Raw genomic sequence first — 26,381 nt, forward strand, 5'->3', positions numbered from 1 at the left:
GCCAAAGAGACTAAAGCCGGGGTTAGTTTCAGACAAAACCAACCACGGGAAACCCTCCACATGTCAAACTCGTCCTTGTCGCGTCAGGCCTTGCGCATGGCCGCCTCGCTGCTCATCTTGGGAGCCATGCCCCTCACTTCGCAGGCCCAGATGACCAATATCACCACCGTCGCCAAATCCACTCCGGCCAATCCCGCCAGCCTGACACCAGACGCCGCCGATCCGCGCCAGTATCTGGAAGAGGTCGAGGGCGAGAAGTCGCTTACCTGGGTCAAGGCGCAGAACGAACGCAGCCTGAAAAGCCTGATGGCCGATCCGCGCTTTGCGCAGTACGAAGCCGATGTGCTGAAGATCGTCGAAGCCACCGACCGCATACCATCGCCGGGCTTCGCCAATGGCGGCTTCATCGACAATTTCTGGCAGGACAAGGACCATGTGCGCGGCATCTGGCGCCGCACGGACAAAGCCTCGTATCTGGCGGGAACGCCCAAGTGGGACATTCTGCTGGACTTCGACGCTCTGGCCGAGGCAGAAGGCCAGAACTGGGTCTATAAAGGTGCGTCGTGCCTGCCCCCGCAAAACACCCGCTGCCTGATCAGCCTGTCGAACGGCGGCAAGGACGCCGTGACTGTGCGCGAATACGACCTAACGACCAAGAGCTTTGTCGAGGGCGGCTTCACCCTGCCCGAAGGCAAGCAGATCGTCACATGGAAGGACAAGGACACCCTCTATGTCGCCCGCGAATGGACGCCTGGCGAAGTCACGCCGTCGGGATATGCCTTCGTCACCAAGGTGCTCAAGCGCGGTCAGAACCTCGATCAGGCGGTGGAAATCCATCGCGGTGAAAAGGCCGATATGATGGCCTATCGCACCGTACTGCGCGACATCGACGGCAACTACGTCATGGACTATGCCGAGCGCCGCCCCAGCTTCTTTGAGACAGACACGACCTGGTTCACCGAGGCCGGCGAGGTGAAACTGCCACTGCCGCTGACCTCGGAAATGAACGCCTACTACAAGGGTCAGGCTGTCTTCTCGCTGAAGGACGACTGGACTAGCGCTAGGGGCACTAAATACCCCTCCGGCGCAGTGATCGCCTTTGACTTGAAAGCCGCGCTTAAAGACCCGAAAAACGTCGAGCCCTCGGTCATCTTTGCGCCGAACGATCATCAGAGTGTCTCCGGCATCGGTCAGACGAAGAACCATCTGGTGCTGTCGATCCTGTCCAACGTCACCGGTCAGGTGCAGTCGGTCAGCCTCATCAATGGCCAGTGGGTGCTGAAATCGCTGCCATTGCCGGAGAATTCGTCGCTCAGCCTCGGCTCGACCGATGACGAGTCGGATCAGTTGTTCGCCTGGTCCACGGGCTATCTGCAACCCTCGACGCTTTACATCGCCGACGCCGACAAGACCACGGTGACCAAGCTGAAGGCCAGCCCGGAACGCTTCAATGCCGAGGGGCTGAAGGTCGAACAGCACTGGGCCACCTCGAAAGATGGCACCAAGGTCCCCTACTTCGTGGTGATGAAAAAGGACACCAAGCTGGACGGCAATACGCCAACCCTGCTCTATGCCTATGGCGGCTTTGAAATCTCGCTGACACCGTCCTATTCAGGGGCGATTGGCAAGCTGTGGCTGGAAAAGGGCGGCGCCTATGTGCTGGCCAATATCCGAGGCGGCGGGGAGTTCGGGCCGAAGTGGCACGAGGCGGGCCTCAAGACCAAGCGTCAGGTTATCTATGACGATTTTCAGGCCGTGGCAGAAGACCTGATCAAGAGCAAAATCACCTCGCCGCGTCGTCTGGGTATCATGGGTGGCTCAAACGGCGGGCTGCTGATGGGCGTGCAGCTGACGCAGCGCCCGGACCTGTGGAATGCCGTGGTGGTGCAGGTGCCGTTACTCGATATGCTGCGCTATCACACCCTGCTGGCCGGAGCCTCTTGGCAGGGCGAATATGGCCGTCCGGACGTGCCGGAAGAGGCCGCCTTCCTAAAGGCCATCTCGCCCTATCATAATCTGAAGGCCGGGGTGAAATATCCGGAGCCCTTCTTCGTTACCTCGACCAAGGATGACCGCGTGCATCCGGGCCACGCTCGCAAGATGGCCGCGTTGATGGGGGATATGGGCCTGCCATTCCTTTATTACGAAAACACCGACGGCGGCCACTCCGCTGCGGCCAATCTCAAGGAGACGGCCAAGCGGAACGCGCTGGAATATACCTATCTGGCGCAAAAGCTGATGGACTAAACCCAAACCCCCTCTTCCCGTCGGAAGAGGGGGTTTTTTCTTCCCCTTCATTAATCTTCGATAAGGGGCGATCTGATCGTTTCCTTACGCGCGGGCTGATACCTCCGAAGGACCACTGAAAGAGGATCACCCCCATGCGCAAGATCGCCACCGTCGTCGCCCTGATGGCACTCACCGCCGCCTCTCTGTCGGCCTGTTCCAAGCCTGAAGCCCAGCAGGCCGTCGAAGAAGTGCAGGAAACCACCTCCGAAATCGCCACCGACGCCAAGGACGCCATGTCGTCGGCCGCCGCTGATTTCGCCGTCTCAGACCCGATCAGCTACACCTGCGCACTGGGCACAAAGCTGTCGGTCGTATTTTCCGATGACAAGGCCGATGTGACGGTGCTGTCCGACAACAACCGCAAACTCACCCTGCTTAAAACCTCCTCCGGCGACGGCACCCTCTATCAGACCGAAGGCTACAGCCTGCACACCAAAGGCAATGACGCCAACTGGGGGTCTGCGGACGAAGCCTGTACCAAGGGGTAAATCCCTTTGACGGGGCGGCATTCTGGAAATAGTTTCCATTTATGGCACGATCTCCTGATCCCACCCCGTCCCGCCCGCGCGGTCGCCCGCGCGAAGACCGGCTAAAGCCCGACGCCCCGGCAACCAATCAGACGCTGGAAAAGGCGCTGGGCCTGTTGAAAGTTCTGTCCGCCCACGATGGGATGAGCCTGACCGAACTGTCGCGTGAGGCAGGACTGGCCGCCTCGACGGCGCACCGGCTTCTGGCCACCTTGTCGGCGCACGATCTGGTCAGTTGGGATGAGCCATCGCAGAAATGGTCAATCGGCATTGAGGCCTTGCGCATCGGTATGGCCTTTCAGCGCCGAAACCGCATCCTCACGGCTGGTAGGCCAGAAATGCTGCGCCTGATGGAGGCGACGGGCGAGACGGTCAATCTAGCCATGCTCGACGGTTTCGAAGTGGTGTTCGTGGCGCAGGTCGAATGCGAAGCGCCCATCCGCGCCTTCTTCCGCATCGGCGACCGTCGCTCGGCGCATGCGTCGGGCATCGGCAAAGCCCTGCTGGCGCAGCGTGATGATCGCGCTCTGGAGGCCCTGCTGAAACGCCGTGAGTTGCCGCAATACACGGCCAAGACTCTGATTACCCCCGAAGCCCTGTGTGCCGATCTGAGTGCCATCCGGATGCGCGGCTGGTCGCTGGACGACGAAGAAGCGCATATCGGGATGCGCTGCGTCGCCGCTCCGGTGTTCAACGAATATGGGGAAGCGCGCGCCGGGATCTCATTGTCCGGCCCGGCCTTACGCCTCAACGATGAACGCCTGCCGCAACTGGCACAGCAGGTGCGCGAAACCGCCGCGCGCATAACCGAGCGGATCGGCGGGCACCTGTTGAGCCCCGTTTCCCGATAACGGACGGACACGGGACGCTATGCTCGTTCCACCACACGTTTCGCCGCTTGTCGCCGGGCGTGCAGGATGAACTCCGTATAGCCATTGGGCTGTCTGGCTCCGTCAAAGCACAGGTCGCAGGCGGCCTTGAACGCCTCGCCGACATAGTCCGGCGCCATCGGGCGATAGGCCGCATCACCCGCATTTTGCGCATCGACGACCATGGCCATGTGTTTCAGGCGCTCCAAGACCTGCGCCTCGGACACCCAGCCGTGCCGCAGCCAGTTGGCCACGTGCTGGCTGGAGATGCGCAAGGTGGCGCGGTCTTCCATCAAGCCGACATCATGGATATCCGGCACCTTGGAACAGCCCACGCCCTGATCAACCCAGCGCACCACGTAGCCGAGAATGCCCTGCAAATTATTGTCCAGTTCTTCAGCAATCTCTTCGGGGTTATAGGTTCGCGTCGCCAGTGGCGGCGTCAGGATATCATCAACCAAGGCGCGCGGCCGCACTCGCAACTGCGCCTGAACGGCGGCCACATCGACTCGGTGATAGTGCAGGGCGTGCAGGGTGGCCGCAGTGGGTGACGGCACCCAGGCGGTCGAGGCCCCGGCGTTCAGATGGCCGATCTTTTGGGTCATCATATCCGCCATCATATCCGGCGCCGCCCACATGCCCTTACCGATCTGGGCATGGCCGGGCAGACCGGCGATCAGCCCGCAATCGACATTGGAGTCCTCATAGGCCTTGATCCAGATGGCCCCCTTGATCTCGCCCTTGCGCAGGACCGGACCGGCCTCCATCGAGGTATGGATTTCATCGCCCGTGCGGTCAAGGAAGCCCGTATTGATGAAGAAAACGCGGTCCTTGGCGGCGGCGATACAGGCCCTGAGATTGACGCTGGTACGGCGCTCTTCGTCCATGATGCCGATCTTCAGAGTGCGTTCGGGCAGGCCCACGGCGCGCTCGGTGAAGGCGAAGGTTTCCACCGCAAAACCCACCTCGTCCGGCCCGTGCATCTTCGGCTTGACGATATAGGCTGAGCCCGTGCGGCTATTGCGGCCGGCGTCGTGGTGCGCGATGAGGGCGGTGATCATTAGGTCGATCAAACCCTCCGGCACGGCCTGACCTTTATGGCGCACCATATCGCTGTACATATGCAGGCCGACATTGCGCGCCAGCATGAGACTACGCCCATGCAGGGCGAAGGCCTGACCGTCGGGGGCCTTGTAGGTGCGGTCGGGATTGAGGCGGCGCGTGTGCACCTGACCGCCTTTGTGGAACTGCTCGCTGAGGTCGCCACGCGTCAGGCCCAGCCAGTTGCGATAGAGGCCGACCTTGTCCGCGGCATCGACGGCAGCGACGCTGTCTTCCATGTCCATAATGGCGGACAAGGCCGCTTCGAGCACGACGTCGGCGACGCCGGCCGCATCGGCCACCGGGCTGTGGCGGTCAATACGGATATCGATATGCAGGCCATTGTGGCGCAACAGGATCGACTGTGGCGCGTCGGGCGGGCCGCTGAAACCGACGAACTGTGACGGGTCTTTCAGCGGCGCGCCATTGGCCCGCAACTGTCCGTCCACCACCGCATAGGCCGAGACCTCGGCGTGGCTTAAGTCGTCCAGCGGCACGAATTCATCGAGATAGGCCTTGGCCGCAGCCTGCACCGCGGCACCGCGCGTGGCGTCATAGCCGCCCGGCGCTGGAACCAGCCCCAGCACATCCGTGCCATAGAGGGCGTCGTAAAGGCTGCCCCAACGGGCATTGGCGGCGTTCAGCGCATAGCGGGCATTGGACACCGGCACGACCAGTTGCGGCCCGCTCAGGCACGCAATCTCCTCATCGACATCCGCCGTCGTGACGGTGAACGCCGCCGGTTCGGGCCGCAGATAACCGATCTCGCTCAAAAAGGCCTTATAGGCCACCGGCTCAAAGGCGTGGCTGCGGTGCCAGTTGTCGATTTGTGTCTGCAAGGCGTCGCGCTTCGCCAGAAGGGCGGCATTGCGCGGGCCAAAGTCGCGGATAAGCCCCGCCAGCCCGTCCCAAAACGCCGCCTCGGCCACGCCAGAGCCCGGCAGGGCCTCTTCGCGGACAAAGCGCCACAGGATGTCATCAACCTCGATACCGGAGACGGGGGTGTAGGCCATAACGGTTTCCTTCCTTAAGTGCTGTCAGGATAACCGCTCATGAACCAGCGGGTCAATTTTTCCGGAAATTATTTCCAAAATCTATTTTAATTGTAAATATATGAATTTTAATGAGAAATAATTTCCATTTTCCGTACTATGCGCCGCGCGTATTTACATAAAGCGCAAACAACGACTGCCCCGCCGTCATAAACAGGCGGTTCCGGGCCCGTCCGCCAAACACCAGATTGGCGCAGCGATTGGGCAGGTGGATATGGCCGATCACTGTGCCGTCCGGCGCAAAGACGCGCACACCATTCAGGCCCGGGCCGCCGCCCCAGCCGCACCACAGATTGCCGTCTTCGTCGCAGCGAAAGCCATCCGGCTGACCAGGCGCGCACTCGACAAACACCCGCCCGTTCGTAAGGCCGTCGCCCACCACCTCGAACACCCAGATGCGTTTGGGCTCCGCCGACTGCGCGATGTAGCAAAGCCGCTCATCCGGCGAAAAACAGATGCCGTTGGGCCGGTCGATGGCGTCGGTCACGACACTTAAGCCAGCCTCCGTCCAGCGATAGACGTTCGTCGGCAGTTCCGGTTCAGCGCGATGACCTTCGTAATCGCCCAAAATACCAAACGGGGGATCGGTGAACCACACCGAGCCATCGCTTTTGACCGTGACATCATTGGGCGAGTTGAGGCGCTTGCCCTTATACTGGCTGGCCAACGTTGTGATCGTGCCGTCATATTCGGTGCGGGTGACACTGCGCGTGCCATGCTGACACGAAATCAGCCGCCCCTGCCGGTCGCGCGTGTTGCCATTACCGAAGTCGGATGGCTTGCGGAAGATCGACACCACGCCCGTCTCTTCGTCCCAGCGCAGAATGCGGTCATTGGGGATGTCGCTCCACAGCAGATAGCGCCCGTCGCCGAACCACACCGGCCCTTCGCCCCAACGGGTGCCTTCATAGAGCCGCTCCACCGCCGCCAGCGAAAGACGATATGTATCGAACCGCGGATCGAGGCTTTCAACGGACGGATCTGGATAAATCTCTGACGGCTGCCACATGCGATGTCTCCGGTTTCCCTCTGGCTACACCGGAGGCACCGTGAAAGGCAAATGCGATTATTCATAATACAATTTGCTTGCTCATTGCTCAATTTCAGTCATTACTAACCAAAAAGACGCAACGCCCCGACGGCACAGGCGCGATACTCCGTAAAACGACACAGGCCGGAAAACGGCGGGCGAAACAGGGAAACAACATGCTGAAACGATATGTCGCGGCTGTGGCCGCGCTGATGCTGGCTTCATCGGGCGCAATGGCTGGTGAAACCGTCAATTTCGATGCGGGCTGGACCTTCGCCAAAGGCGATATCGAAGGCGCGGAAAGCGTGGCCGGAGGGACCGCCGACTGGAAGCCCGTCACTTTGCCGCACGACTGGGCCATTGCCGGACCGTTTGATCAGAATGCCGCCTCAACGGGCTCAGGCGGCTGGTTGCCGACCGGTGTGGCCTGGTATCGCAAAAGCTTTGCCGTGACGCCTGATCTGAAGGGCAAGCGCGTCTTCATTGAACTGGGCGGCGTTATGGAACGCGGCGGCGTGTGGATCAACGGCATGCACGTCGGCCATCGCCCCAACGGCTATTCCAGCGTGCGCTATGAGATTACCGACCACCTGAGGGACGGCGATAATGTCATCGCCGTGCGCGCAGACACCTCTGCGCAGCCGGCGTCGCGCTGGTACGCCGGGGGCGGCATCTATCGTCACGTCAAACTCATCGTCACCGGCGACATCCATGTCGATGGCTGGGGCACCTATGTCACAACGCCCAAAATCGACGCCGCGTCGGCTACGGTGAAGGTCGAAAGCGCGATTCGCAATCAATCGAAGACCGACCGCACGGCGCATCTGGAAATTACCCTCACCGGCTCGGATGGTAAACCCGCCGGGACCTTCAAAGGCGCCGTGCAGACCCTTCCCGCCGGACGCGTCACCAAGCTGAATGCCGAAGGGGCGCTTGCACAGCCGAAACTGTGGGATCTCGGTCAGGGGAACCTCTACACCGCCGAGGTCAAGGTAGTGGCCGATACGGGCGAGGTGCTGGAAACCGATCGTTCGACCTTTGGCGTGCGCACAATCGAATTCCGCGCTGATACCGGCTTCTGGCTCAATGGCCGCAATATCAAGCTGAAAGGGACGGCAATCCATGCCGATGGCGGGGCCTTTGGCATGGCCGTGCCGCTGAGCTTCTATGAGCGCCGGTTGCGCGGCCTTCAGGCGCTGGGTGTCAATGCCATCCGCACGGCCCACCACCCGTTCTCACCGGAATTCCTCGACCTGTGTGACCGCCTCGGCATCGTGGTGATGAATGAGGCCTTCGATATGTGGACGGTGGCCAAAAGCCCGAAGGACTACCACCTGTTCTTTACCGACTGGTCGTCACTGGATGCCCGCGATTTCGCCAAACGCGACCGCAACCATCCGTCGGTCATTATCTGGTCCATCGGCAATGAAATTCACGACACGCCCTATCCGGTCGTCGCCAAGTCGATCCTGACGCGCCTGCAAAACATCTTCCATGAAGAAGACCCGTCGCGTCCGGTAACCATGGCCCTGTTCCGCCCCAACACCACCGGCGACTATAAGAACGGGCTCGCCGACCTGCTGGACGTCGTGGGGCAGAACTATCGTGAGAACGAGCTGATTCAGGCACACAAGGACAAACCGACGCGCAAGATCATCGGCACGGAAAACTCCAAAAACCGATCCTCCTGGGTGCCGGTGCGCGACTACGCTCCCTATGCCGGCATGTTCTTGTGGACCGGGGCGGACTATCTGGGTGAAGCCGACCGCGCCGGGTGGCCATTCATCTCCAACCCGTCAGGGCTGGTGGACCGCACGGATGTAGTGAAGCCCATCGGCTGGGAACGCGCCTCGTGGTGGGCGGAAACACCCGTGGTCAGGATCGGGCGCCGCGTCACCGAAGTGATCGACACCTCGGAATTGCCGACCATGGTGGGCGTCGCCATGCCTCAGCCTAAGGGGCCGGGCGTGCTCAATGACTGGACGCCGCAGGAGAACGGCCCGCACAGTGAAAAGGTCGAAATCGTCGCCAATACGCCGATGGTCGAGCTGTTCCTCAACGGGAAATCACTGGGCAAAAAACCAAAGAATGCCGACGACAGCGCCATCAGATACGACGTCCCCTTCGCCCCCGGCACGATCCGCGTGGTGGGCTATGATACCGCCGGTAAGGTCGTGGCACAGGATGAGCTGAAAACCGCCTCCGCACCCGTCGCGGTCCGTTTGACGGCCGAACAGGCCGCGCTAAAACCGGGCTTTGATCATGTGGGCTTTGTCCGGGCCGAGGTGGTGGACAAAAACGGCGTGCGCGTGCCAGATGCGGCCCAGACCCTGAGTGTGACCGTCGAAGGCGCTGGGCAACTGGCGGCGTTCGACAATGGCTCGCCTACCGACTCAACCATCTTCTCGTCCACCACCCGAAAGGCGTGGAACGGCCGGGCGCTGGTTATGGTGCGCGCCACCGGCACAAAGGGCAAAATCCGCGTCACGGTCTCCGGCGAGGGCCTGAAACCCGCCACGGTGACGTTGGATGCGAAAGAGTAGATGCGTATCTCCCCTTCACCTCAGCCCTCTCCCAGACGAGAGCGCGGGCACAGGACATTCTTGATGCGCAAACTCGCTTTGACCACTACCCTCCTCGCCCTGGCCCTGCCTTCACTGGCCTTGCCTTCACTGGCCCTGCCCGCGATGGCCCAAGAGTCCTTCCCGGTAACGGTGAGAGTTGATGCCAGCAGAACCACCGGTCCGCTCAAGCCCGTCTGGCGCTTTTTCGGGGCGGATGAGCCCAACTACGCCACCATGAAGGACGGGCAGAAACTGCTGGACCATCTGGGTGCGCTGAAACCCCAACAGGTCTATTTTCGTGCTCATAACCTGCTGAATACCGGCGATGGTACCCCGGCCTTCAAATGGGGCTCCACCAACGCCTATACCGAGGATAAGGACGGCAAGCCGGTCTATAACTGGATGATCACGGACATGATCATCGACTCCTATCTTCAGCGCGGGGTGCGGCCTTATCTCCAGATCGGTTTTATGCCTGAGGCCCTGTCGTCAGCCCCCGAAGGTACACCCTATCGCCATGCCTGGCGGCCGGGATTTCGCTATGAGCTGATCGAAGGGGGCTGGAACTATCCGCCGAAGGACTATGCCAAGTGGGAGGAGCTGGTCTATCAGTGGACGAAACACAATATCGAACGCTATGGCCGCGACGAAGTCCTGACGTGGTATTTCGAGGTGTGGAACGAACCCAACGGTCCCTCCTACTGGAAGGGCACGCCGGAAGAATTTTACAAGACGCACGACTACGCCATTGCGGGCGTTAAACGCGCCCTGCCCGAAGCCCGCGTCGGCGGTCCGGATGTGGCGGGCTCAGGCGGGGCCTTTATGGACGGGTTTTTAAAACACGTCGTGTCCGGCACCAACTACGCCACAGGTCAGACCGGCACGCCAACCGACTTCCTCGCCTTCCACGCCAAAGGCCAACCGACTTTCATCGGTGATGCTAAGGAAGGGGGCCACGTCCGCATGGGGATGCACAGTCAGCTCAAGGCCGTCGAAAACGGCTTCAAAAAGATCGCGGCGGTTCCGGAACTCAAAAACACGCCCATCGTGATCGGCGAAAGCGATCCCGAAGGCTGCGCCGCCTGCCCGGGCAAGGCCAATGGCTATCGTAACGGCACCATGTATTCCAGCTATACGGCGGCCTCCTTTGCCCGCATCTGGGAGTTATCCGAGCGGCATCAGGTCAATCTGGAAGGCGTCCTGACCTGGGCCTTCACCTTTGAGGATCAGCCATGGTTCGCCGGGTATAGGCAACTGGCCACCAATGGCATCGACCTGCCTGTGCTCAATGTCTTCCGCATGTATGCGAAGCTTGGGCCGGAGCAGCTCAGCGCCACCTCTTCGGCGCAGGTGCCTCTCGACGAAATGATCGCCAGCGTCACGCAGAAAAACGATGTCGGCGTCATGGCGACGCGCGACGCTCAACGCGTCGCGGTGTTGCTGTGGCATTATAATGACGATGACCTGAAAGGGCCGGATGCGCAGATCGCCCTGAGCTTGAACGGCCTTGGCAAGGCAGCTTCTCGTAAGGTCACTCAATACCGCGTCGATGCGAACACGGCCAATGCCTATACGACCTGGCAAAAAATGGGCGCACCCCCGTCACCGGATCAGGATCAATATAAACAGCTCGAAGCCGCGTCCGTCATGCACCCGCAAGCCTTGCCACCTCTGACGGTCGCAAAAGGACAAGCCACCTTGAACCTGTCGCTGATGCGTCAGGGCGTAACCCTACTGATTATTGAATAGACATATGACCATGCTCAATGACCTCAAAGGCAAATCCGTACTCATCACCGGCGCATCGTCTGGCATAGGCGCTGCCGTCGCCATGGGCTTTGCCGAATGCGGCGCAGCGGTGGCCATCCATTACGCCTCGAATGCCGAAGGGGCGCAGGCCGTGGCCGACGCCATCACCGCGGCGGGCGGCACAGCGGTGATTGTGCAGGCCGATCTGACCGACCCGAAAACGGCCAAAGGTATGGTCGAAGATGCCGCGCAGAAACTGGGCAAGCTCGACATCCTCGTCAACAATGCCGGCAGCCTGTGCGGCCGCCGCCCGTTCATGGAAATCGACGACGCGCTCTATGACACGGTAATGAACCTCAATGTGCGCGCGGTAATCAATGCCTCTCAGGCCGCGGTGCCGCTGATCGAACAGCAGGGCGGCGGCGCTATTATCAATGTCGGCTCGATCGCCGGCAATGATGGCGGCGGGCCAGGGTCAGGCCACTATGCCTGCGCCAAGGCCTATGTGCACAATCTGACGCGGCACATGGCACGCGATCTCGCCAAACGCGGCATCCGCGTCAACGCGATCGCGCCCGGCGTTATCGGCACCCCCTTCCACGCGGCAACGCCGGCCGAGCGTATGGAGGCAATGAAGAACGCCACGCAATTGGGGCGCATCGGCACGCCGGAGGATTGTGTGGGGACGGTGCTCTATCTGGCCTCCGATCGCTTAAGCGGCTACGTCACCGGTCAGATCGTGCACATCAATGGCGGGCAGTATATGCCTTAGGCCGTCATACACCATTGCCTCCTTATGCTGGTTTTTCGATCATGGGCGCCTTCTCTGGTAAGGAGCCTGCCCATGACCGACGACTTTCCCCCGCACAGCTTTGAGGACGGCGCGCGCGTCGAACACGCCGAAAAGGGCCTCGGCACGGTTAGCCATGACCCCACCGATGACGACCTGATCGTCCCACCCGGCGAAGCCCGCAAAAGCGGCTCCGACATGGTGCACGTGGTGTGGGACGACGAACGGTTTCCGGTCGGCAAGGTCACAGCCTCGGAACTGCAAAAAGTGCCCGATGCCACCGCCGCCATCTCGACGGGGATGTAATGCCGTCTCTCTGCTGGCAGGGAGGTGTAGATTATGAACCCAAAGACTTAAGCGCCAGAGCTTCGATTTCCGATTGAGACAGGCCCTCAAGCGTTACCGCCGGGCGCTTGGTCAGGTGTCCATTCTGGATATAGATGACATGCCCTGTCAGGCGCGCCACCTCCAGCGGGTCGTGGCTGACATAAAAGACCGGAACACGCTCGGCCACGTCGCGGATCAGCGGCACGATCTCAGCCCGCGCCGCCTGATCTAGGCTAGACAGCGGCTCATCCATCAGCAACAGCTCCGGCCCGGACAGCAGGGCCCGCGCCATGGCCACGCGCTGACGCTCGCCGCCCGACAGCCGTTCGACCTGACGCGGCAGCAGCGCGCCGATGCGTAACAGATCGACAATCCCGGGTTTATCGACGGCTTTCGGACTGCGCTTAAGGGCAAAATCGAGATTGCCCTCGACCGACAGGTGGCTGAACAGCGACGGCTCCTGAAACACATAGCCGACGGCGCGTTTGTGCACCGGCACAAAGCGATCCGCGTCCTGCCACACGGCGTCGCCCACCTTCACGCGCCCACTCAGGCGCTCCAGCCCGGCCATGGCGCGCAGCAGCGTCGTCTTACCCGACCCAGACGGCCCCATCAGCGCTGTAAGCCCTGCCCCGGCCTCAAAGCGCACAGACAGCGACAGATCACCCACCGTTCCGCTGAGATCGACCTGAATCATGGTCTGACCCCCGCCGAGCGCGCGCCGAAGCGCCGGTCGATGACCAGCATGATCATCAGGGCCACGAACGAGAAGGCCAGCAGTCCGCCGGAGATCAGGTGCGCTTCGGCAAAGTTAAGCTGTTCGACCGCCTGAAAGATGCGGATGGAGACGACCTCGGTTTGCCCCGGAATAGCCCCGCCGATCATCAGCACCACCCCGAATTCGCCGATGGTGTGCGCAAAGACCAGAAGCCCCGCCGTCACATAGCCGCGTCGCGCCTGGGGCAAGGCCACCGACCAGAAGGCATCCCAGGGTGAGGCGCGCAAGGTAGCGGCGACCTCCAGCGGACGCGGCCCCATGGCCTCAAACGCATTGCGGATGGGCTGCACCGCAAAGGGCAGCGAATAGACAAGCGACCCGATGACAAGGCCGGTAAAGGTGAACGCCAGTGTCCGGACACCGACGGGCTGTAACACCGCCATCAGTGGACTGTGTGGCCCCAGCGCGATCAGCAGGTAAAAGCCCAGCACCGTCGGCGGTAGGACGATGGGCAATGCCACCACGGCGGCCACCGTGTCGCGGAACCATCCCGTCCCTTTGGCCAGCCACCACGCCAGCGGCGTCGCCAGAAGCAACAGCAACGGCGTGGTCACGGCGGCCAGCAACAAGGTGACGCGGACGGCCTCCCACATGGGTTCAGCGGACCTCGTAGCCGTGCGAACGGATGATCTTCACGGCCTCCGGCGAGCGCAGAAAGGCCATATAGGCTCTCGCGGCGGGGTTGCTCGCGCCGACGCCCACCAGCACGGCCTGCTGATCAATGGGGGTATAGAGGTTGGCCGGCACCCGCCACGTCGATCCCCCCTTCCCCTGCACCTGCGACAGGGCGACAAAGCCCAGTTCCGCCGCCCCCGTGGCGACAAAAGTATAGGTCTGGGCAATATTGCCGCCCTTGACGATCCTGGCTTTCAGACGGTCATAGAGGCCAAGCCGGGTCAGGGTCTCAACCGCCGCCACGCCGTAGGGTGCGGCGGCCGGATCGGCAATAGCCAGCTTTTCAAACGTGCCGTTGCTGAGGACCGCACCCTTCGCGTCCACCCGTTTATCGGCGCTCCACAAGACCAGCTTGCCATAGGCATAGACAAAGCGGGTGCCTTTGACGGTCAAGCCCTCGGCCTCAAGGCGCACAGGGCGTTCGGCATCGGCGCTGAGGAAGACATCGAAGGGCGCGCCGTTCTTTATTTGCGCGTAAAACTGACCCGAAGCCCCGAAGCTTTGGGTGACGGTGTGGCCGGTCTTCTTCTCAAAGGCGCCAGCGATCAGTCTGGCTGTGTCGGTGAAGTTGGCGGCGACCGCGACCCGCACCTCTTCGGCCTGCGCCAGTGCCGGCACGACAAACAGCGCAAGGGCGATCAGCAGAAGACGACGAAGGGTTTGCATGATGTCATGCTGGCATGGGGAGAAAAATTTAGCCACGAAAAATACGAAAAGTCACAAACGGAAAATAGCCCTGCGGGCATAGGCGCTCCCACACGCGCATCGTTCGCGACTTTTCGTGTTTTTTAGGGGCTAACCCCTACGGGTGCTTCAACCCCACACCGAGGCTTTCCAACACATCCCAATAGGTCGGGAAGGTCTTAGACACGCATTTCGGATTGTCGATTACTACGCCCGACATCATCAGCCCGGCCAGCGAAAAGCACATGGCGATGCGGTGGTCATTGTGCGTGTCGATCACGGCCTTCGTCGTCGCCCCGCTCAGCGCCGGATCGGCGTGGACGATCAGGTCGTCCCCCTCTTCGTGAGCCAGACCGGCGCGTAAGGCGTTCAGCCCGTCGCACACAGCGCTCACCCGGTCGCATTCCTTAACGCGCAGATTAGCGATACCAACAAAACGCACAGGCGTCTGGTTAAATGCCGCCAGCACAGCCAGCGTTGGCACAGCGTCCTGTATCTGCGAGCCGTCAATAATCGCCGGCATGTTCGGCCAACTCATGATGATGTCACGCGCCTTGGCGTCGGGCTGGGTCAGGGCCGCTGTGTCCATCTGAAAGTCGATCTTACCGCCCGTTAGCACCTCGGCTGCCCACAGATAGGTGCAGGAGGAGGCGTCCGGTTCGATGGGGTAGTCTGCCGCCACATAGCCGGTTCGTTCCACGCGCCACACGCCGTCCGACGGCTGCGACACCTTCGCGCCAAAGGCCTGCATAACGCCCAGAGTCAAATCGATATAGCCGCGCCCGCCGATGCCGTGATCGCCACGCAGCCTCACTTCAACCGCCGTCTCGCCGCAGGCCGCCAACATCAGAAGCGCCGACACGTACTGGCTCGACAAACCCGCGTCGATGTCTACGACGTCTCCGGAAAAGCCACCGCGCGCCTTTACCGTCACCGGCGGGCACCCGGTTGGGGCCGACACCTTGACCCCCAGCCGCGTCAGGGCCTCAACCAGCGGCTGGATAGGCCGTTTGCGCATGTGTGCGTCGCCGTCGATCACCACAGCTCCGTCGGCCAGCGCCACCGCTGCCGTCAGAAAGCGCGTCGCCGTGCCCGCATTGCCGAGAAACAGCGGCTCGGCGGGGGCCTTCAGCTTGCCCGAAGAGCGCAAGGTCACGGTTGTGGCATCAAGGGTTTCGATCTCTACCCCCATCTGTTTCAGCGCCGTGGCCATATGCACCGTATCGTCGCTGGTCAGCACCCCCGATAGCGTGCTTTCCCCTTTGGCCAGCGCCGCCACCAGAAAGGCGCGGTTCGTGAGGGATTTAGACCCCGGCACCACCACAGCGCCGGTGATCGGCCCGGTGACCGGCACGATTTCAAGCTGAGGGAAGGCGTCGATATTCATGAAGGGGCTCCGTGATACAGGCGCTTCCTAAACACTGAGAGGGCGTTCGTAAAGGGTGCAGCCATCTGCCGCAGTCCGCGCAGTCGCTTGTTTTTATTGCATCTGAAACCGTTTGCTTGTCCCCTGAGATCACCCTTGCGGACAAAACCGTTGTCAGAACGTTTTCAATTGCGTAAGAGCCACTTTATAATCATTCTCACTTGCAAGTCTGACCCGCGTTCCCGATATGAAACTGAGCGATCTGCCTCTGCATAGCGCCGCCATCGTGGTCGATGTCGCCGATCTCGGTGCCGATGACCGCGTCGGCCGTCGGCTGCGCGAACTGGGTTTTGTCGCCGATGAGCCGGTGAAGGTCGTGGCCAAAGGCCCGTTCGGGGCCGAACCCCTGCTGATCCAGATTGGCTTTACCCGTTTCGCGCTGCGCCGCGCCGAAGCCGACCGGGTTCAGGTGCGTACAGCGTAAGGAGCGCGTTCTGAGATGTCCGGACTGTTGATCGCGCTTGTTGGGAACCCCAATTGCGGCAAGACTGCCCTGTTCAACCAGCTCACCGGCGCGCGCCAGAAGGTCGCCAACTTCGCCGGTGTGACGGTCGAACGCAAGGAAGGCAGTTTCACCGCGCCCTCTGGCCGCACGATCAAGGTGCTGGACCTGCCCGGCGCCTACAGCCTCGATGCGCTGGGCCCTGACGAAATCATCACCCGCGACGTCTGTATGGGCAAGGTGGCCGAGGTCGGCGCGCCTGATGTGATCGTATGCGTGGTGGATGCTACCAATCTGCGCCTCAACCTGCGCTTTGTGCTGGAAATCCGCAAGCTGGGCCGCCCCATGGTGCTGGCGCTCAACATGATGGACGCGGCGCACAAACGCGGCATCCAAATTGATCAGAACACGCTTCAGGCCCTGCTGGGCATACCGGTCATCCAGACCGTGGCCATTGCCGGGGGCGGTGCCAAACACCTGATCGAACATATCGACACGCAGTCGATCAAACCTCCAAAGATCGCTACGACAGAGCGCGACGTGCACCTTGAGGTACGCGACATCCTCAACGCCGCCGTCACCATGCCGAGCTTTACGGCCAAGATCGACGACCAACTGGATGGCGTCCTGCTTAATCCGGTGTTTGGCCTGCCCATCCTTGCCCTTTTGATGTTCGTGGTGTTTCAGGCTGTGTTTGCCTGGGCAACGCCGCTGATGGACGGGATTGAGGGCCTGTTCGGCTGGGCCGCTGAAATGGTGCGCGCCCAAATGCCCGAAGGCCTGCTGCAGAGCTTCATCGCCGACGCCATGATCAGTGGGGTGGGCTCGGTGCTGGTCTTCCTGCCGCAGATCCTGATCCTGTTCTTCTTTATTCTGGTGCTCGAAGAGTCGGGCTACCTGCCGCGCGCCGCCTTCCTACTCGATACACTGATGGCACGGGCCGGCCTGACCGGGCGGGCCTTTATCCCGCTGCTGTCGTCGTTTGCCTGCGCCATTCCGGGCGTGATGGCCACGCGCTCGATCCACGATATCCGCGACCGCCTGACCACCATCATGATCGCGCCGCTGATGACCTGCTCGGCGCGACTGCCGGTCTACACTCTGTTGATCGCCGCCTTCATACCTGAGCGTCAGGTGTGGGGTGTCCTAAGCTTTCAGGGCCTTGTGTTGTTCGGGCTATATATCGCCGGTATCCTTTCGGCCCTGATCGTCGCCTGGGTGATGAAATTGCTGCGCACGGACAAGAGCCCCGCCATGCTGCTGATGGAACTCCCCTCCTATCGCCTGCCCAATCCGCGCAATCTGGCGCTGGGCCTGTGGGAGCGCGCCGGCATTTTCATGCGCCGGATCACCGGCGTCATTTTCGCTGCCAATACGCTGTTGTGGGTGCTGGCCACCTTCCCGCGCGCTCCCGCCAATGCCACGCAGCCGGCGATTGACTATTCCTTCGCTGGCATGATCGGCCACGCCATCGAGCCCATCTTCCGCCCCATCGGCTTTACGTGGGAAATCTGTATTGCCCTCATCCCCGGCATGGCCGCCCGCGAAGTGGCCGTTTCGGCGCTGGGGACGGTCTATGCCATTTCCGGCTCCGAAGACGCCGTGGCCAATCAGTTGCAGGCCACCGTCACGGCGCAATGGTCGCTGGCCACCGGCTTCTCGCTGCTGGCCTGGTACATATTCGCGCCGCAGTGCCTTTCGACGCTTGCCGTTATCCGCCGCGAAACCAATTCGTGGAAGTTCGTCGGCCTGACGACGGGCTACCTGTTCGCTCTGGCCTATCTGGCCTCGTTCCTGACCTACAGCGTAACGCGGATGGTGACGGGATGAGCTACGACCTGATCCAGACCCTGATCGTTGCGGCCATTGTGGCCGTGGCGGCCGCCATGATGGCGCGCCGCCTGTTCCCAAAAACCGCTGAGGCCGTGGCCCGCCGTCTGGGGCGAAAGACTGCTAGCAAACCGGTCACCGGGTGCGACTCCGGCTGCGCATCGTGCAATGGCTGCAAGACGCTGAGATTCGATTTACCCCCTAAAAGCTAAACACTCCCGGATTTTGGGCAAAAAAAAGCCGCGCATTGCGGCGCGGCTTAAAGTTTACAGGGAGGAAACGCCCAGGAAGGGCAATCAGCGCAGCGCGCTGAACATCTTCAATTTAGTTTGCGATGCAGCAAAACGCAAGGCCTTATCCAGAAAGCCTCTTCAACAAAAGTTACAAACGCAATGGGGTTTGTGAATGCAACGCAGCACAGATGGTCGATAGCGCATTCTTACAAATGAGCAGACAATCGGCACTGTGGTTTTCCGTCGCAGGGCGCATGCTGACAGCCTTTATACAGGAGCCCTGTCATGACCCATTCTGAAGACCCGTTGCACGCGCGCGGCGATGCGCTAACCCGCAACGGCCCTGAAGGTCCCGGCAATCTGCCTCGCCGTAGCCTGCCGTGGGGCATTGTCGCCGTTGTGATCGTCCTGATCGGCTTTGTCATCGCCTTAACCGCTACCAACCGCGACAGCCCAACCGCAAAGGGTCCGGATGCCGCCTATGACGCCAATCGCTTGGATAAGACGGGTACCGACGAACCTAACCCGCAGACAACCAGATAAAGCGCGCCACAAACAGCCCGGCCAGCACAAGCAGCAGCCAGTCGCCGGGCCGCGCCTGACCGCGTAGCAGCTTGATCACCGCATAGGCCGTGATGCCGAAGGCCAGGCCGTTGGCGATAGAAAAGGTAAGCGGAATCCCAATCAGAATAAGGAAAGCCGGAACAGACACACCGGCGTCGTCCCAGTCGATCTCCTTCAGCGGGGCCATCATCAGCGCGCCGACTATGATCAGGGCCGGTGCCGTGGCCGCTGCTGGGATGAACTGCGCGTACGGCGCAAAGAACAGCGCCACAAGGAAGAGCAAACCCGTCACCACCGCCGTCAGACCCGTGCGACCGCCTTCGGCCACACCCGCCGCGCTTTCGATATAGCTGGTGACGGTCGAGGTGCCCATCACCGCCCCGGCCATCGAGGCAATCGAATCCGTGAACAGGATCTTATTGAGGCGCGGAATGGTGCCGTCCGGCTGCATCAGCCCGGCGCGCTTGGAGACGCCGACCAGCGTGCCGACATTGTCGAACAGATCGACAAACAGAAACACAAAAATGATTTCGAGGATGCCGAAGCCCGTCTTGCCGATATCGAGGGCCGCCGGAATATCCAGTGCAAAGGCCGTAGCGGTCAGCGCCTTGAGGTCATAGGGCGTCGGCTGATAGGTCACCTGCCCCAAGCCCCACGCCGCTGCGGTGGTTGCCAGTATGCCTATCAGCACCGCCCCCTTGATGCGCCAGGCGCTCAGCACCGCGATGATCAGCAGCCCCAGTAGCGCCAGTGCCGGGGCGGGCGTCTTGAGGTCACCCAGGGCCACGGTGGTGGCCGGGTTAGCGACGATAATGCCCGCCTCTTTCAGGCCGATAAAGGCGATAAACAGGCCTATGCCGCCCGCTACGGCGGCAAACAACGGCTTAGGGATGGCGTTGACGATCATCTGCCGCACCCCGCCGAGCGTCAGCAACAGGAAACACACGCCTGACAGGAAGACGCAGCCCAGCGCCGTCTGCCACGCCAGCCCCATCCCCTTGACCACGGTGAAGGTGAAATAGGCGTTGAGCCCCATGCCCGGCGCCATGGCCAGCGGATAATTGGCCACTAGCCCCATGAGGATAGAGGCAAAGGCCGCCGACGCGCAGGTCGCCGCCGCCACCGCCGCCAGCGGCATCCCCGTCTGCGAGAGGATGGCCGGATTGACCAGGACGATATAGGCCATGGTCAGGAAGGTGGTGAAACCGGCCATGACCTCCGTCCGCACCGTGGTGCCCTGCGCGCTCAGGCCAAAATATTTGTCGAGAATGCCCATATCGTCCCCACTCCTTAAGTTCCTCCCCTGATTTCAGCGGAGGTGTGAACACGCAAGCGCCTTACGGCCCTTATTTTGGCGGCAAGGCGCGGATAAACCGGCACACGACTGTGGCTGAATTTTCCGAAGCGAGCGCCATGAAGGTCGCCATCTGGTTGGCGTGTTCGTCGCCGCCCGCCAGATCGGACAGGCTGCGGAAGACAATGAACGGCACGTCATTGGCAAAGGCCACCTGCCCCACGGCCGCGCTTTCCATATCAGCCACGCGGGCATTAAACGCGCGGTGCAGATAGTCGCGGTAATCGGCATTGTCGACAAAGGCCGGCGACGAAACCGCGTCCCCACCCACATGTAATTGCGGCCTGTGATCGAGGCAGCGGCCGTCCGCGGTGCAGTGGGTGAGTTCGGTCTGTTCAAGTTTAGCGGCAACCGCCAGCATGGCCGGATCAGCTTCGAACCATACCTTTGGCGACGGTGCGTGCTTGGCGCTGCCTACCACCACCGAATTGGGGATGATCATGCCATAGGCTTCCATGCCGTCGGGGGCCCAGGTCAGCCAGTCCGGCTTGACAAAGCCTTTCGCGGTCTGGCGTCCCATGATGGTTTCCAGCGACTGCGCCCAGCGCGCCGGCGCCACCACATCGCCGATCTTCAGGGACGGGTCGATGCCCCCGGCTATGCCCGAAAAGACGATGCGTTCGACGTGGAAGCGGTCAATAAGAAGTTGCGTATTCATCGCCGCATTGACCATAGACATGCTCGACATGGTCAGCACCACCGGCTTGTCCTCCAGCGTGCCGGTGACGAATTTCATGCCATTGAGACTGTAGCTTTGGGCGTCTTTCAACCGTCCGATCAGGGCCTGCCACTCCGGCTCAAAAGCCGAGATAACGCCGATGCGCGGGGTTTTATCCAGGTAGGTCGCCGCCTGCGCCGTCATCGTCATCATTACGCTCATCACCATCGCCAGACAGAGGCCCCAGAACCGCATACGTCACCTCTTCGCAAATGCGAAAAGCTAACGCGCGACGACGAGAGGTGCAATCGAAATTACGGCACATCCAGTTTAATGGCATCGTACATCACCTGACCCGGTGCGGCTGTGCCGGGGGCCTGATCGTCATCAGCAGCGGCGCTGTCGGCGGCCTTGATCAGAGCCGGATCAAACACCTGCCCATCAGCATGGCGCAAGGTCAGGTCATTCTCGGCTTTCAGCAGAGACGCATCGAAGGTGAAGGTCACGAGGTTGTAATTCTGATCCTGCACGCCACCGCGATAGCCGGCTGTGCCGGTCTTAGGCAGGCGGATGGCCCCGATCTCCTGACCGTTAAGGGCCACACGGACATCGGTAAGTTTACCCTTTGCCGGTTGCGCCGAGGCGATGCCGATCGTCAACTTCCCCTCCCCGGCTTGCGGCGTTGCATTGAAGCGCAGATGCCAGGCCGGATTTCTCATATACCAGGACCAGTGCGCATAGTTCCAGTCGCGCGCGGCGAGGCTGCGCCCGATGGTGAAATCGACATCGTTGGGAAATTGCTGCGGATAGAGGCTAAACATCTGATAACCGCGCGCTTCGTCGCCATTGCGGAACTCCGCCGCCTGACGATCAAACGTCCCCAACTGCCACAGGGTCTTGCCGTGCGATTCCTTCTCCCAGAAGATCGTGCCTGTGTCCTGCTCACCGGCGCGGATGGTCACGGTGCGACCGCTCAGGTCGCGGGGCTGATCCGCCCCGGTGACGCTCAGCGCATAGGTGCCGGGCGCAATGCCTTCGATGCGAAACTGCCCGTCGGCATACACCTCACCCCAGTAATTATAGCCCTTGCCGCTGTCGGACCAGGCCCCACCAGGGTCAGACAGGACAACCCGGCTCTTGCCCGCCGCCGCCCCGTTCAGGCGCACTTCCCCGCTCAGCGTGCCGCGCGTTCGGGCGTATTCGGGCACACTGACGAAATCATAGGGCCACTGCGCTTTTTCGGCCGCCAATTGCCGGTCGATATCGAACCAAAGGCGGCCCGGCGTTGTCGCCTGATTGGCATAGATTAGGAAGGGGCCATAGACCTTGGACCACGCCTCCCCGGCCTGCACGTCCACCGACTTTGCGCCGAAATGCGAGGATTGCAGCACGCGCAAAAGCACATCGTCATGCACGGTCTGCCCCTGCTTGATCGGGCCTCCATTGTGATATTCCGGCGACGGCTCGATCATCCAGATGCCGCGCGACTTACCCGGTTCGACGGACAAGGTGCCATAGGCCGGGACATCGCCCCAATAGACCGAGTTGAGATACTTGGTCTTCACCGTCCCGTCGGCCAGCCGGAAGGTGGCGTCCATCAACTTCTGCGTCACCTCGGCGCGCGGAATGCGGATTAGCTTGTCGCGCGCGATGCTCCAGGCATTGAACACCTGCGGCGAGGTGCGAAAGACAAAGCGCGTCTGCCACAAACGCGCGGCGGGAAGATCGGCTGGGTGGCGGAAGACGACATAGGCATAGAGTCCTGGCAGGCCGTCCTTCATCACATAGTGGCGCTCGGCCCTGAACGGAAAATGTTCGGTCGGGCCGCTGCTGATCTTCACATCAGCCAGTGTCGCCGTCGCCGTGACCAGCTCGACAGACGTATCGGCGGGTGAAGGGCGGTAATAGCCCTTCTTAGGTGGCGGCGTAGCCGTCGTGCCCAGTGCCTCGGCATTGGCGTCCCAGTAGAGTTTCTGCCCGCTCTGGATCAGATCGGTCGGGGTGCCTCGCAGGTCCCTGAACGACACCACGTCGCCATTGGCGTCGATCACCGCTTCGATCAGACCATTATTGAGCGACAGCCGCCCGTCGGCGCGGATCGCCATCACCTCAGCCGCCGCGGGCAAGGCGCCCAGCAGAAGAAGCACCGGCAGGACGGTTTTGAGAGCCTTCGATTTCACGGTATCTTCCCTGAGCGTGTGTTTATCGATCATCAAACGTCACGAACGCTCAGATTCCGTTGCATCGCCTTGGTGGAAAACAAAAAAAGCGCCCTTTAGAGGGTAATACGGTTCACTTAAGAATCATTCCGTAAAATATATGAGCCAGGATGGTGATTCGTTCATCATTCTGGCTTTACTTTTATGCGCGCTCGCATTGGACATCATGTTGATTTAACGGCTCTTTCCCGCTCGGTCGATGTGGATTGGATCTCGCAGGCCTTAGCGGCGACAGGCAAGGCGAGTGTACGTCGCCGTAAACTTCCTGCGGAGCAAGTGGTGTGGCTGGTGATAGCGCTCGCTCTTTATCGCCATCAGTCGATTGCGGATGTGGCTGCCCATCTTAGCCTTGCTTTGCCCGACGAGGTGAATCCCGATATTGCCAAGAGTGCCCTGACCCAGGCCCGGCAACGCCTGGGTCAGGCCCCTTTGGCACAGCTCTTTGCCATATGTGCCGCCTGCTGGGACGAGCGGCATCAAAACGGTCGAGCCTGGCGCGGACTTACGCGTTACGCCGTGGATGGAAGCACGTTGCGGACGTCCGACAGCGAGGAGAACCGTGCACATTTTGGCGCTCAAAGCTACACGTCGGGCGTTGTTGCCAGTTATCCGCAGTTACGCCTGCTGACGTTGACTGCCCTTGCCACGCACCTGGTGCGCGACGCGGTGTTTGGCGCCTACGATACAAACGAGATGCTCTACGCTAAGTCCCTTGTTGACCAGGTGCCGGACCATTCCCTAACGGTCTTCGACAAGGGGTTCTTTAGTGCTAGTCTTTTGCTGCGGTTGCAGACCCAAGGCACGCAGCGCCATTGGTTGATCCCGGCCAAAGCAAACTGCGTGTGGGAGCGCCTGGATCAAACCCCGGGTGACTATCGGGTGCGTATGAAGGTGTCACCGCAGGCCCGCCAGGCTGAACCGGGATTACCTGCCTCATGGGAGGCCAGGGCGATCGAGACGACCACGCGACATGGCAAAAAGCGCATCCTGCTGACATCCCTGATGGATACCAAGGCCTATCCGGCCAAGGACATCGTCCATCAGTACGAGGAACGCTGGCGTATCGAAACCAGCTATCGCGAACTCAAGCAGGAGCTTCTTGGCAGTGAACTTACCCTGCGGAGCGGAACCCCCGAAACCGTCTGCCAAGAGGTCTGGGGGGCATTGCTGGCCTACAATCTGGTCCGATTGGAAATGGCCGAAATCGCCGTCGAAGCCGAAGTTCCGCCAACTCAGCTCAGCTTTACGGCCACATTGCATTATCTGCGTCAGGAGTGGGGATGGATGGCGATCGAAGCGCCTGGAAAAATCCCAGCACATCTCGTCAGGCTGCGAAACAGACTCGGCGATTTGTTGCTCTCAACAAAACGGGGGCGATCATGCCCCCGTGTCGTCAAAACTCTGCCCAGAAAATACGACCAGAGAACTGTATCCGCCCTTAAGTGAACCGCATTACCCTTTAGAGGGCGCTTTTTCCAGGTTTCTCTCTGTGGCCTACCACAGCAAGCCATAGAGGGCGACGAGCACGATCACCACGCCGATCGCCAGTATGTTGAACGCTGTGGAGGTCTTAAAGCTGACCCCTTCCAGCGTAAGGGTCGAGACCGGCTTCTTGTTCGGCACGATCAGCGACACCAACACGCACAGGGCCAGAGACGCCAGAAAGACATAGCCAACGCGGTCCATGAAAGGCACATCGGGTAGCACGTATTTAGCGATGGTCGAAAGGATGACCGAGGCGGCCACAGCGACAAAGGCCCCGGCGGTCGAACAGCGCTTCCAGAACATGCCCAACGCGAAGATGACCACGATGCCTGGCGTGAAAAAGCCGGTGAACTCCTGAATGAACTGGAAGGCCTGATCGGTCTTGCCCAGCAGCGGCTGCGCCACCGCCATGGCCACGATCACCGACACCACTGAAGCGATACGGCCAATCGTCACCAGCTTCTGATCCGGAATGTCCTTTTTCAGGGGAGCCACCACATCGAGCGTGAAGATGGTCGAGATCGAATTGATCTTCGAGGCCAACGAGGCGATGATCGCTGCCACCAGCGCCGCAAAGACGAGACCCAGAAGGCCGCTGGGCAGAAGCTGCATCATGGCCGGATAGGCGTGGTCGGCCTTTTCGATATTGGGCGCGAGGATAAGGGCGGCTAGGCCCGGAAACACCACGATCACTGGCATCAGCAGCTTGAGATAGGCGGCGAAGGCAATGCCCTTTTGGGCCTCATTAAGCGACTTGGCCGCCAGCGCGCGCTGGATGATATACTGATTGAAGCCCCAGTAGGAGATGTTCATGATCCACAGGCCGCCGACCAGAACGGCGATACCGGGCAGGTCCTTATAGAAGGGAGAGTCCTTCGAGAGGATCATGTCGAAATGCTCAGGGAAGCGCGTGTAGAGGGTGTGCAGACCGCCCATAACACCAGCGTCACCGCCGATTTTCGAGAACGAAATATAGACGATGATCAGACCACCAAGGATAAGTAGGGCCACTTGCACGATGTCGGTCAAGGCCACGGCCTTCAGCCCGCCATTGATCTGATAGGCAAGGGCGAAAATCCCGATGGCCACGATGGCGTAGATGGGCTCAACGCCGGTGACGCCCGAAATCGCCGTCGCCCCCAGCCATAGGATCGAGGTCAGGTTAACAAAAACGTAGAGCACCAGCCAGAAAACGGCCATCAGGTACTTCACACTGGGGCCGAACCTTTGTTCAAGGAAGCCCGGCATGGTCATGACGCCGTTCTTGATAAAAACGGGCAGGAAGTATTTCCCGACGATGATCAGGGTGATGGCCGCCATCCACTCATAGGAGGCGATAGCCAGACCGATGCGGAAACCAGACCCTGACATGCCGATGATCTGTTCGGCCGAGATGTTGGCGGCGATAAGTGACGCGCCGATGGCCCACCACGGCAACTGATTGCCGGCGAGGAAGTAGCCCTTGGAGGTCAAAGCCTCGCTGGACTTGCGACGCGACACTACCTGCGCCAGAATAAAAATGCCGACGATATAGGCCAGCAGGATATAGAGATCGACGTCCGCCAGTATGTTGGTGGCGGGCAGGAAACCTGAAAGCATGAACGCCCCCTGTGTGTTTTTGCGGCATCTGTTGCGCAGCAATTGTCACACAATTAACCGAAATTTAGAATTTGGCAATGTGCAATCGTCAGCAAGACGACTGAGTGCGTTGATGGATCACAACACGGAGACTCCC

Annotated in this window: 22 protein-coding genes; 12 read left to right on the forward strand and 10 right to left on the reverse strand. The window is 60.9% G+C overall.

What is annotated here, in order from left to right:
• The first annotated feature begins 60 nt into the window (after positions 1–60).
• From ASTEX_RS09550 to ASTEX_RS09560, 3 genes are all read left to right on the forward strand, one after another.
• Positions 61–2,247, forward strand: coding sequence for a prolyl oligopeptidase family serine peptidase (locus ASTEX_RS09550; RefSeq protein WP_041658615.1), 2,187 nt, complete (start codon positions 61–63; stop codon positions 2,245–2,247).
• 134 nt (positions 2,248–2,381) lie between these two features.
• Positions 2,382–2,777 (forward strand): MliC family protein, encoded by a 396-nt coding sequence (locus ASTEX_RS09555; RefSeq protein WP_013479418.1) that lies wholly within the window; start codon positions 2,382–2,384, stop codon positions 2,775–2,777.
• 41 nt (positions 2,778–2,818) lie between these two features.
• Entirely contained in the window at positions 2,819–3,667 is an 849-nt protein-coding gene (locus ASTEX_RS09560; RefSeq protein ID WP_013479419.1) for an IclR family transcriptional regulator, read from the forward strand.
• 17 nt (positions 3,668–3,684) lie between these two features.
• On the opposite strand, the gene ASTEX_RS09565 is transcribed toward ASTEX_RS09560, so the two are convergent.
• Together ASTEX_RS09565 and ASTEX_RS09570 are read right to left on the reverse strand one after the other, a co-directional pair.
• Positions 3,685–5,799, reverse strand: a complete 2,115-nt coding sequence (locus tag ASTEX_RS09565; protein ID WP_013479420.1) for a malate synthase G — start codon at positions 5,797–5,799, stop codon at positions 3,685–3,687.
• Positions 5,800–5,935: 136 nt separating this feature from the next.
• Positions 5,936–6,847: an SMP-30/gluconolactonase/LRE family protein gene (locus tag ASTEX_RS09570; protein ID WP_013479421.1), complete on the reverse strand. Its 912-nt coding sequence runs from the start codon at positions 6,845–6,847 to the stop codon at positions 5,936–5,938.
• A gap of 197 nt (positions 6,848–7,044) precedes the next feature.
• Here ASTEX_RS09570 and ASTEX_RS09575 point away from each other — a divergent pair, with 197 nt between their 5' ends.
• The 4 genes from ASTEX_RS09575 (at position 7,045) to ASTEX_RS09590 (ending at position 12,277) form a co-directional block, all read left to right on the forward strand.
• Positions 7,045–9,411 carry a glycoside hydrolase family 2 TIM barrel-domain containing protein gene (locus ASTEX_RS09575; protein ID WP_013479422.1) on the forward strand — a complete coding sequence of 789 codons (2,367 nt, stop codon included), beginning with the start codon at positions 7,045–7,047 and terminating at the stop codon, positions 9,409–9,411.
• A gap of 63 nt (positions 9,412–9,474) precedes the next feature.
• A complete protein-coding gene (locus ASTEX_RS09580) occupies positions 9,475–11,181 on the forward strand; it encodes a GH39 family glycosyl hydrolase (protein ID WP_013479423.1) in 1,707 nt (568 codons plus the stop codon).
• Between the two features lie 4 nt (positions 11,182–11,185).
• A complete protein-coding gene (locus tag ASTEX_RS09585; protein ID WP_013479424.1) occupies positions 11,186–11,953 on the forward strand; it encodes an SDR family NAD(P)-dependent oxidoreductase in 768 nt (255 codons plus the stop codon).
• A 72-nt stretch (positions 11,954–12,025) separates the two neighbouring features.
• A complete protein-coding gene (locus tag ASTEX_RS09590; protein WP_013479425.1) occupies positions 12,026–12,277 on the forward strand; it encodes a hypothetical protein in 252 nt (83 codons plus the stop codon).
• A gap of 31 nt (positions 12,278–12,308) precedes the next feature.
• Here ASTEX_RS09590 and ASTEX_RS09595 read toward each other — a convergent pair whose 3' ends face one another.
• The 4 genes from ASTEX_RS09595 to aroA all read right to left on the reverse strand — a co-directional run bounded on the left by ASTEX_RS09595 (position 12,309) and on the right by aroA (position 15,822).
• Positions 12,309–12,995 carry an ATP-binding cassette domain-containing protein gene (locus ASTEX_RS09595; RefSeq protein WP_013479426.1) on the reverse strand — a complete coding sequence of 229 codons (687 nt, stop codon included), beginning with the start codon at positions 12,993–12,995 and terminating at the stop codon, positions 12,309–12,311.
• Positions 12,992–13,669: a molybdate ABC transporter permease subunit gene (gene modB, locus ASTEX_RS09600; RefSeq protein WP_013479427.1), complete on the reverse strand. Its 678-nt coding sequence runs from the start codon at positions 13,667–13,669 to the stop codon at positions 12,992–12,994. Before modB ends, ASTEX_RS09595 begins: the two co-directional genes overlap by 4 nt.
• 4 nt (positions 13,670–13,673) lie before the next feature.
• Entirely contained in the window at positions 13,674–14,417 is a 744-nt protein-coding gene (gene modA / locus ASTEX_RS09605) for a molybdate ABC transporter substrate-binding protein (protein WP_013479428.1), read from the reverse strand.
• 136 nt (positions 14,418–14,553) lie between these two features.
• Positions 14,554–15,822 carry a 3-phosphoshikimate 1-carboxyvinyltransferase gene (gene aroA, locus ASTEX_RS09610; protein ID WP_013479429.1) on the reverse strand — a complete coding sequence of 423 codons (1,269 nt, stop codon included), beginning with the start codon at positions 15,820–15,822 and terminating at the stop codon, positions 14,554–14,556.
• 226 nt (positions 15,823–16,048) lie between these two features.
• Between aroA and ASTEX_RS09615 the strand changes: the two genes are divergently transcribed.
• The 4 genes from ASTEX_RS09615 (at position 16,049) to ASTEX_RS09630 (ending at position 18,909) form a co-directional block, all read left to right on the forward strand.
• On the forward strand, positions 16,049–16,285 hold the full coding sequence (locus ASTEX_RS09615) for a FeoA family protein (RefSeq protein ID WP_013479430.1): 237 nt from the start codon (positions 16,049–16,051) through the stop codon (positions 16,283–16,285).
• Positions 16,286–16,300: 15 nt separating this feature from the next.
• Positions 16,301–18,133: a ferrous iron transporter B gene (gene feoB / locus ASTEX_RS09620; protein ID WP_013479431.1), complete on the forward strand. Its 1,833-nt coding sequence runs from the start codon at positions 16,301–16,303 to the stop codon at positions 18,131–18,133.
• Positions 18,130–18,345 carry a hypothetical protein gene (locus ASTEX_RS09625; protein WP_013479432.1) on the forward strand — a complete coding sequence of 72 codons (216 nt, stop codon included), beginning with the start codon at positions 18,130–18,132 and terminating at the stop codon, positions 18,343–18,345. Before feoB ends, ASTEX_RS09625 begins: the two co-directional genes overlap by 4 nt.
• A gap of 306 nt (positions 18,346–18,651) precedes the next feature.
• Positions 18,652–18,909, forward strand: a complete 258-nt coding sequence (locus ASTEX_RS09630) for a hypothetical protein (RefSeq protein WP_013479433.1) — start codon at positions 18,652–18,654, stop codon at positions 18,907–18,909.
• On the opposite strand, the gene ASTEX_RS09635 is transcribed toward ASTEX_RS09630, so the two are convergent.
• The 3 genes from ASTEX_RS09635 to ASTEX_RS09645 all read right to left on the reverse strand — a co-directional run bounded on the left by ASTEX_RS09635 (position 18,887) and on the right by ASTEX_RS09645 (position 23,122).
• Positions 18,887–20,206, reverse strand: coding sequence for an NCS2 family permease (locus ASTEX_RS09635; RefSeq protein ID WP_013479434.1), 1,320 nt, complete (start codon positions 20,204–20,206; stop codon positions 18,887–18,889). The two genes, ASTEX_RS09630 and ASTEX_RS09635, sit on opposite strands and share 23 nt — an antisense overlap.
• Positions 20,207–20,276: 70 nt before the next feature.
• Positions 20,277–21,197 (reverse strand): 5'-methylthioadenosine/S-adenosylhomocysteine nucleosidase, encoded by a 921-nt coding sequence (locus tag ASTEX_RS09640; protein ID WP_013479435.1) that lies wholly within the window; start codon positions 21,195–21,197, stop codon positions 20,277–20,279.
• Positions 21,198–21,256: 59 nt separating this feature from the next.
• Entirely contained in the window at positions 21,257–23,122 is a 1,866-nt protein-coding gene (locus ASTEX_RS09645; RefSeq protein WP_168148088.1) for a polysaccharide lyase family protein, read from the reverse strand.
• A gap of 183 nt (positions 23,123–23,305) precedes the next feature.
• On the opposite strand from ASTEX_RS09645, the gene ASTEX_RS09650 reads away from it, so the two are divergent.
• A complete protein-coding gene (locus ASTEX_RS09650) occupies positions 23,306–24,607 on the forward strand; it encodes an IS4 family transposase (protein ID WP_013479437.1) in 1,302 nt (433 codons plus the stop codon).
• Positions 24,608–24,655: 48 nt separating this feature from the next.
• On the opposite strand, the gene ASTEX_RS09655 is transcribed toward ASTEX_RS09650, so the two are convergent.
• Positions 24,656–26,245, reverse strand: a complete 1,590-nt coding sequence (locus ASTEX_RS09655; protein WP_013479438.1) for a sodium/sugar symporter — start codon at positions 26,243–26,245, stop codon at positions 24,656–24,658.
• Between the last annotated feature and the right edge of the window lie 136 nt (positions 26,246–26,381).

This window comes from Asticcacaulis excentricus CB 48 (assembly GCF_000175215.2).
Classification (GTDB): Bacteria; Pseudomonadota; Alphaproteobacteria; order Caulobacterales; family Caulobacteraceae; genus Asticcacaulis; species Asticcacaulis excentricus.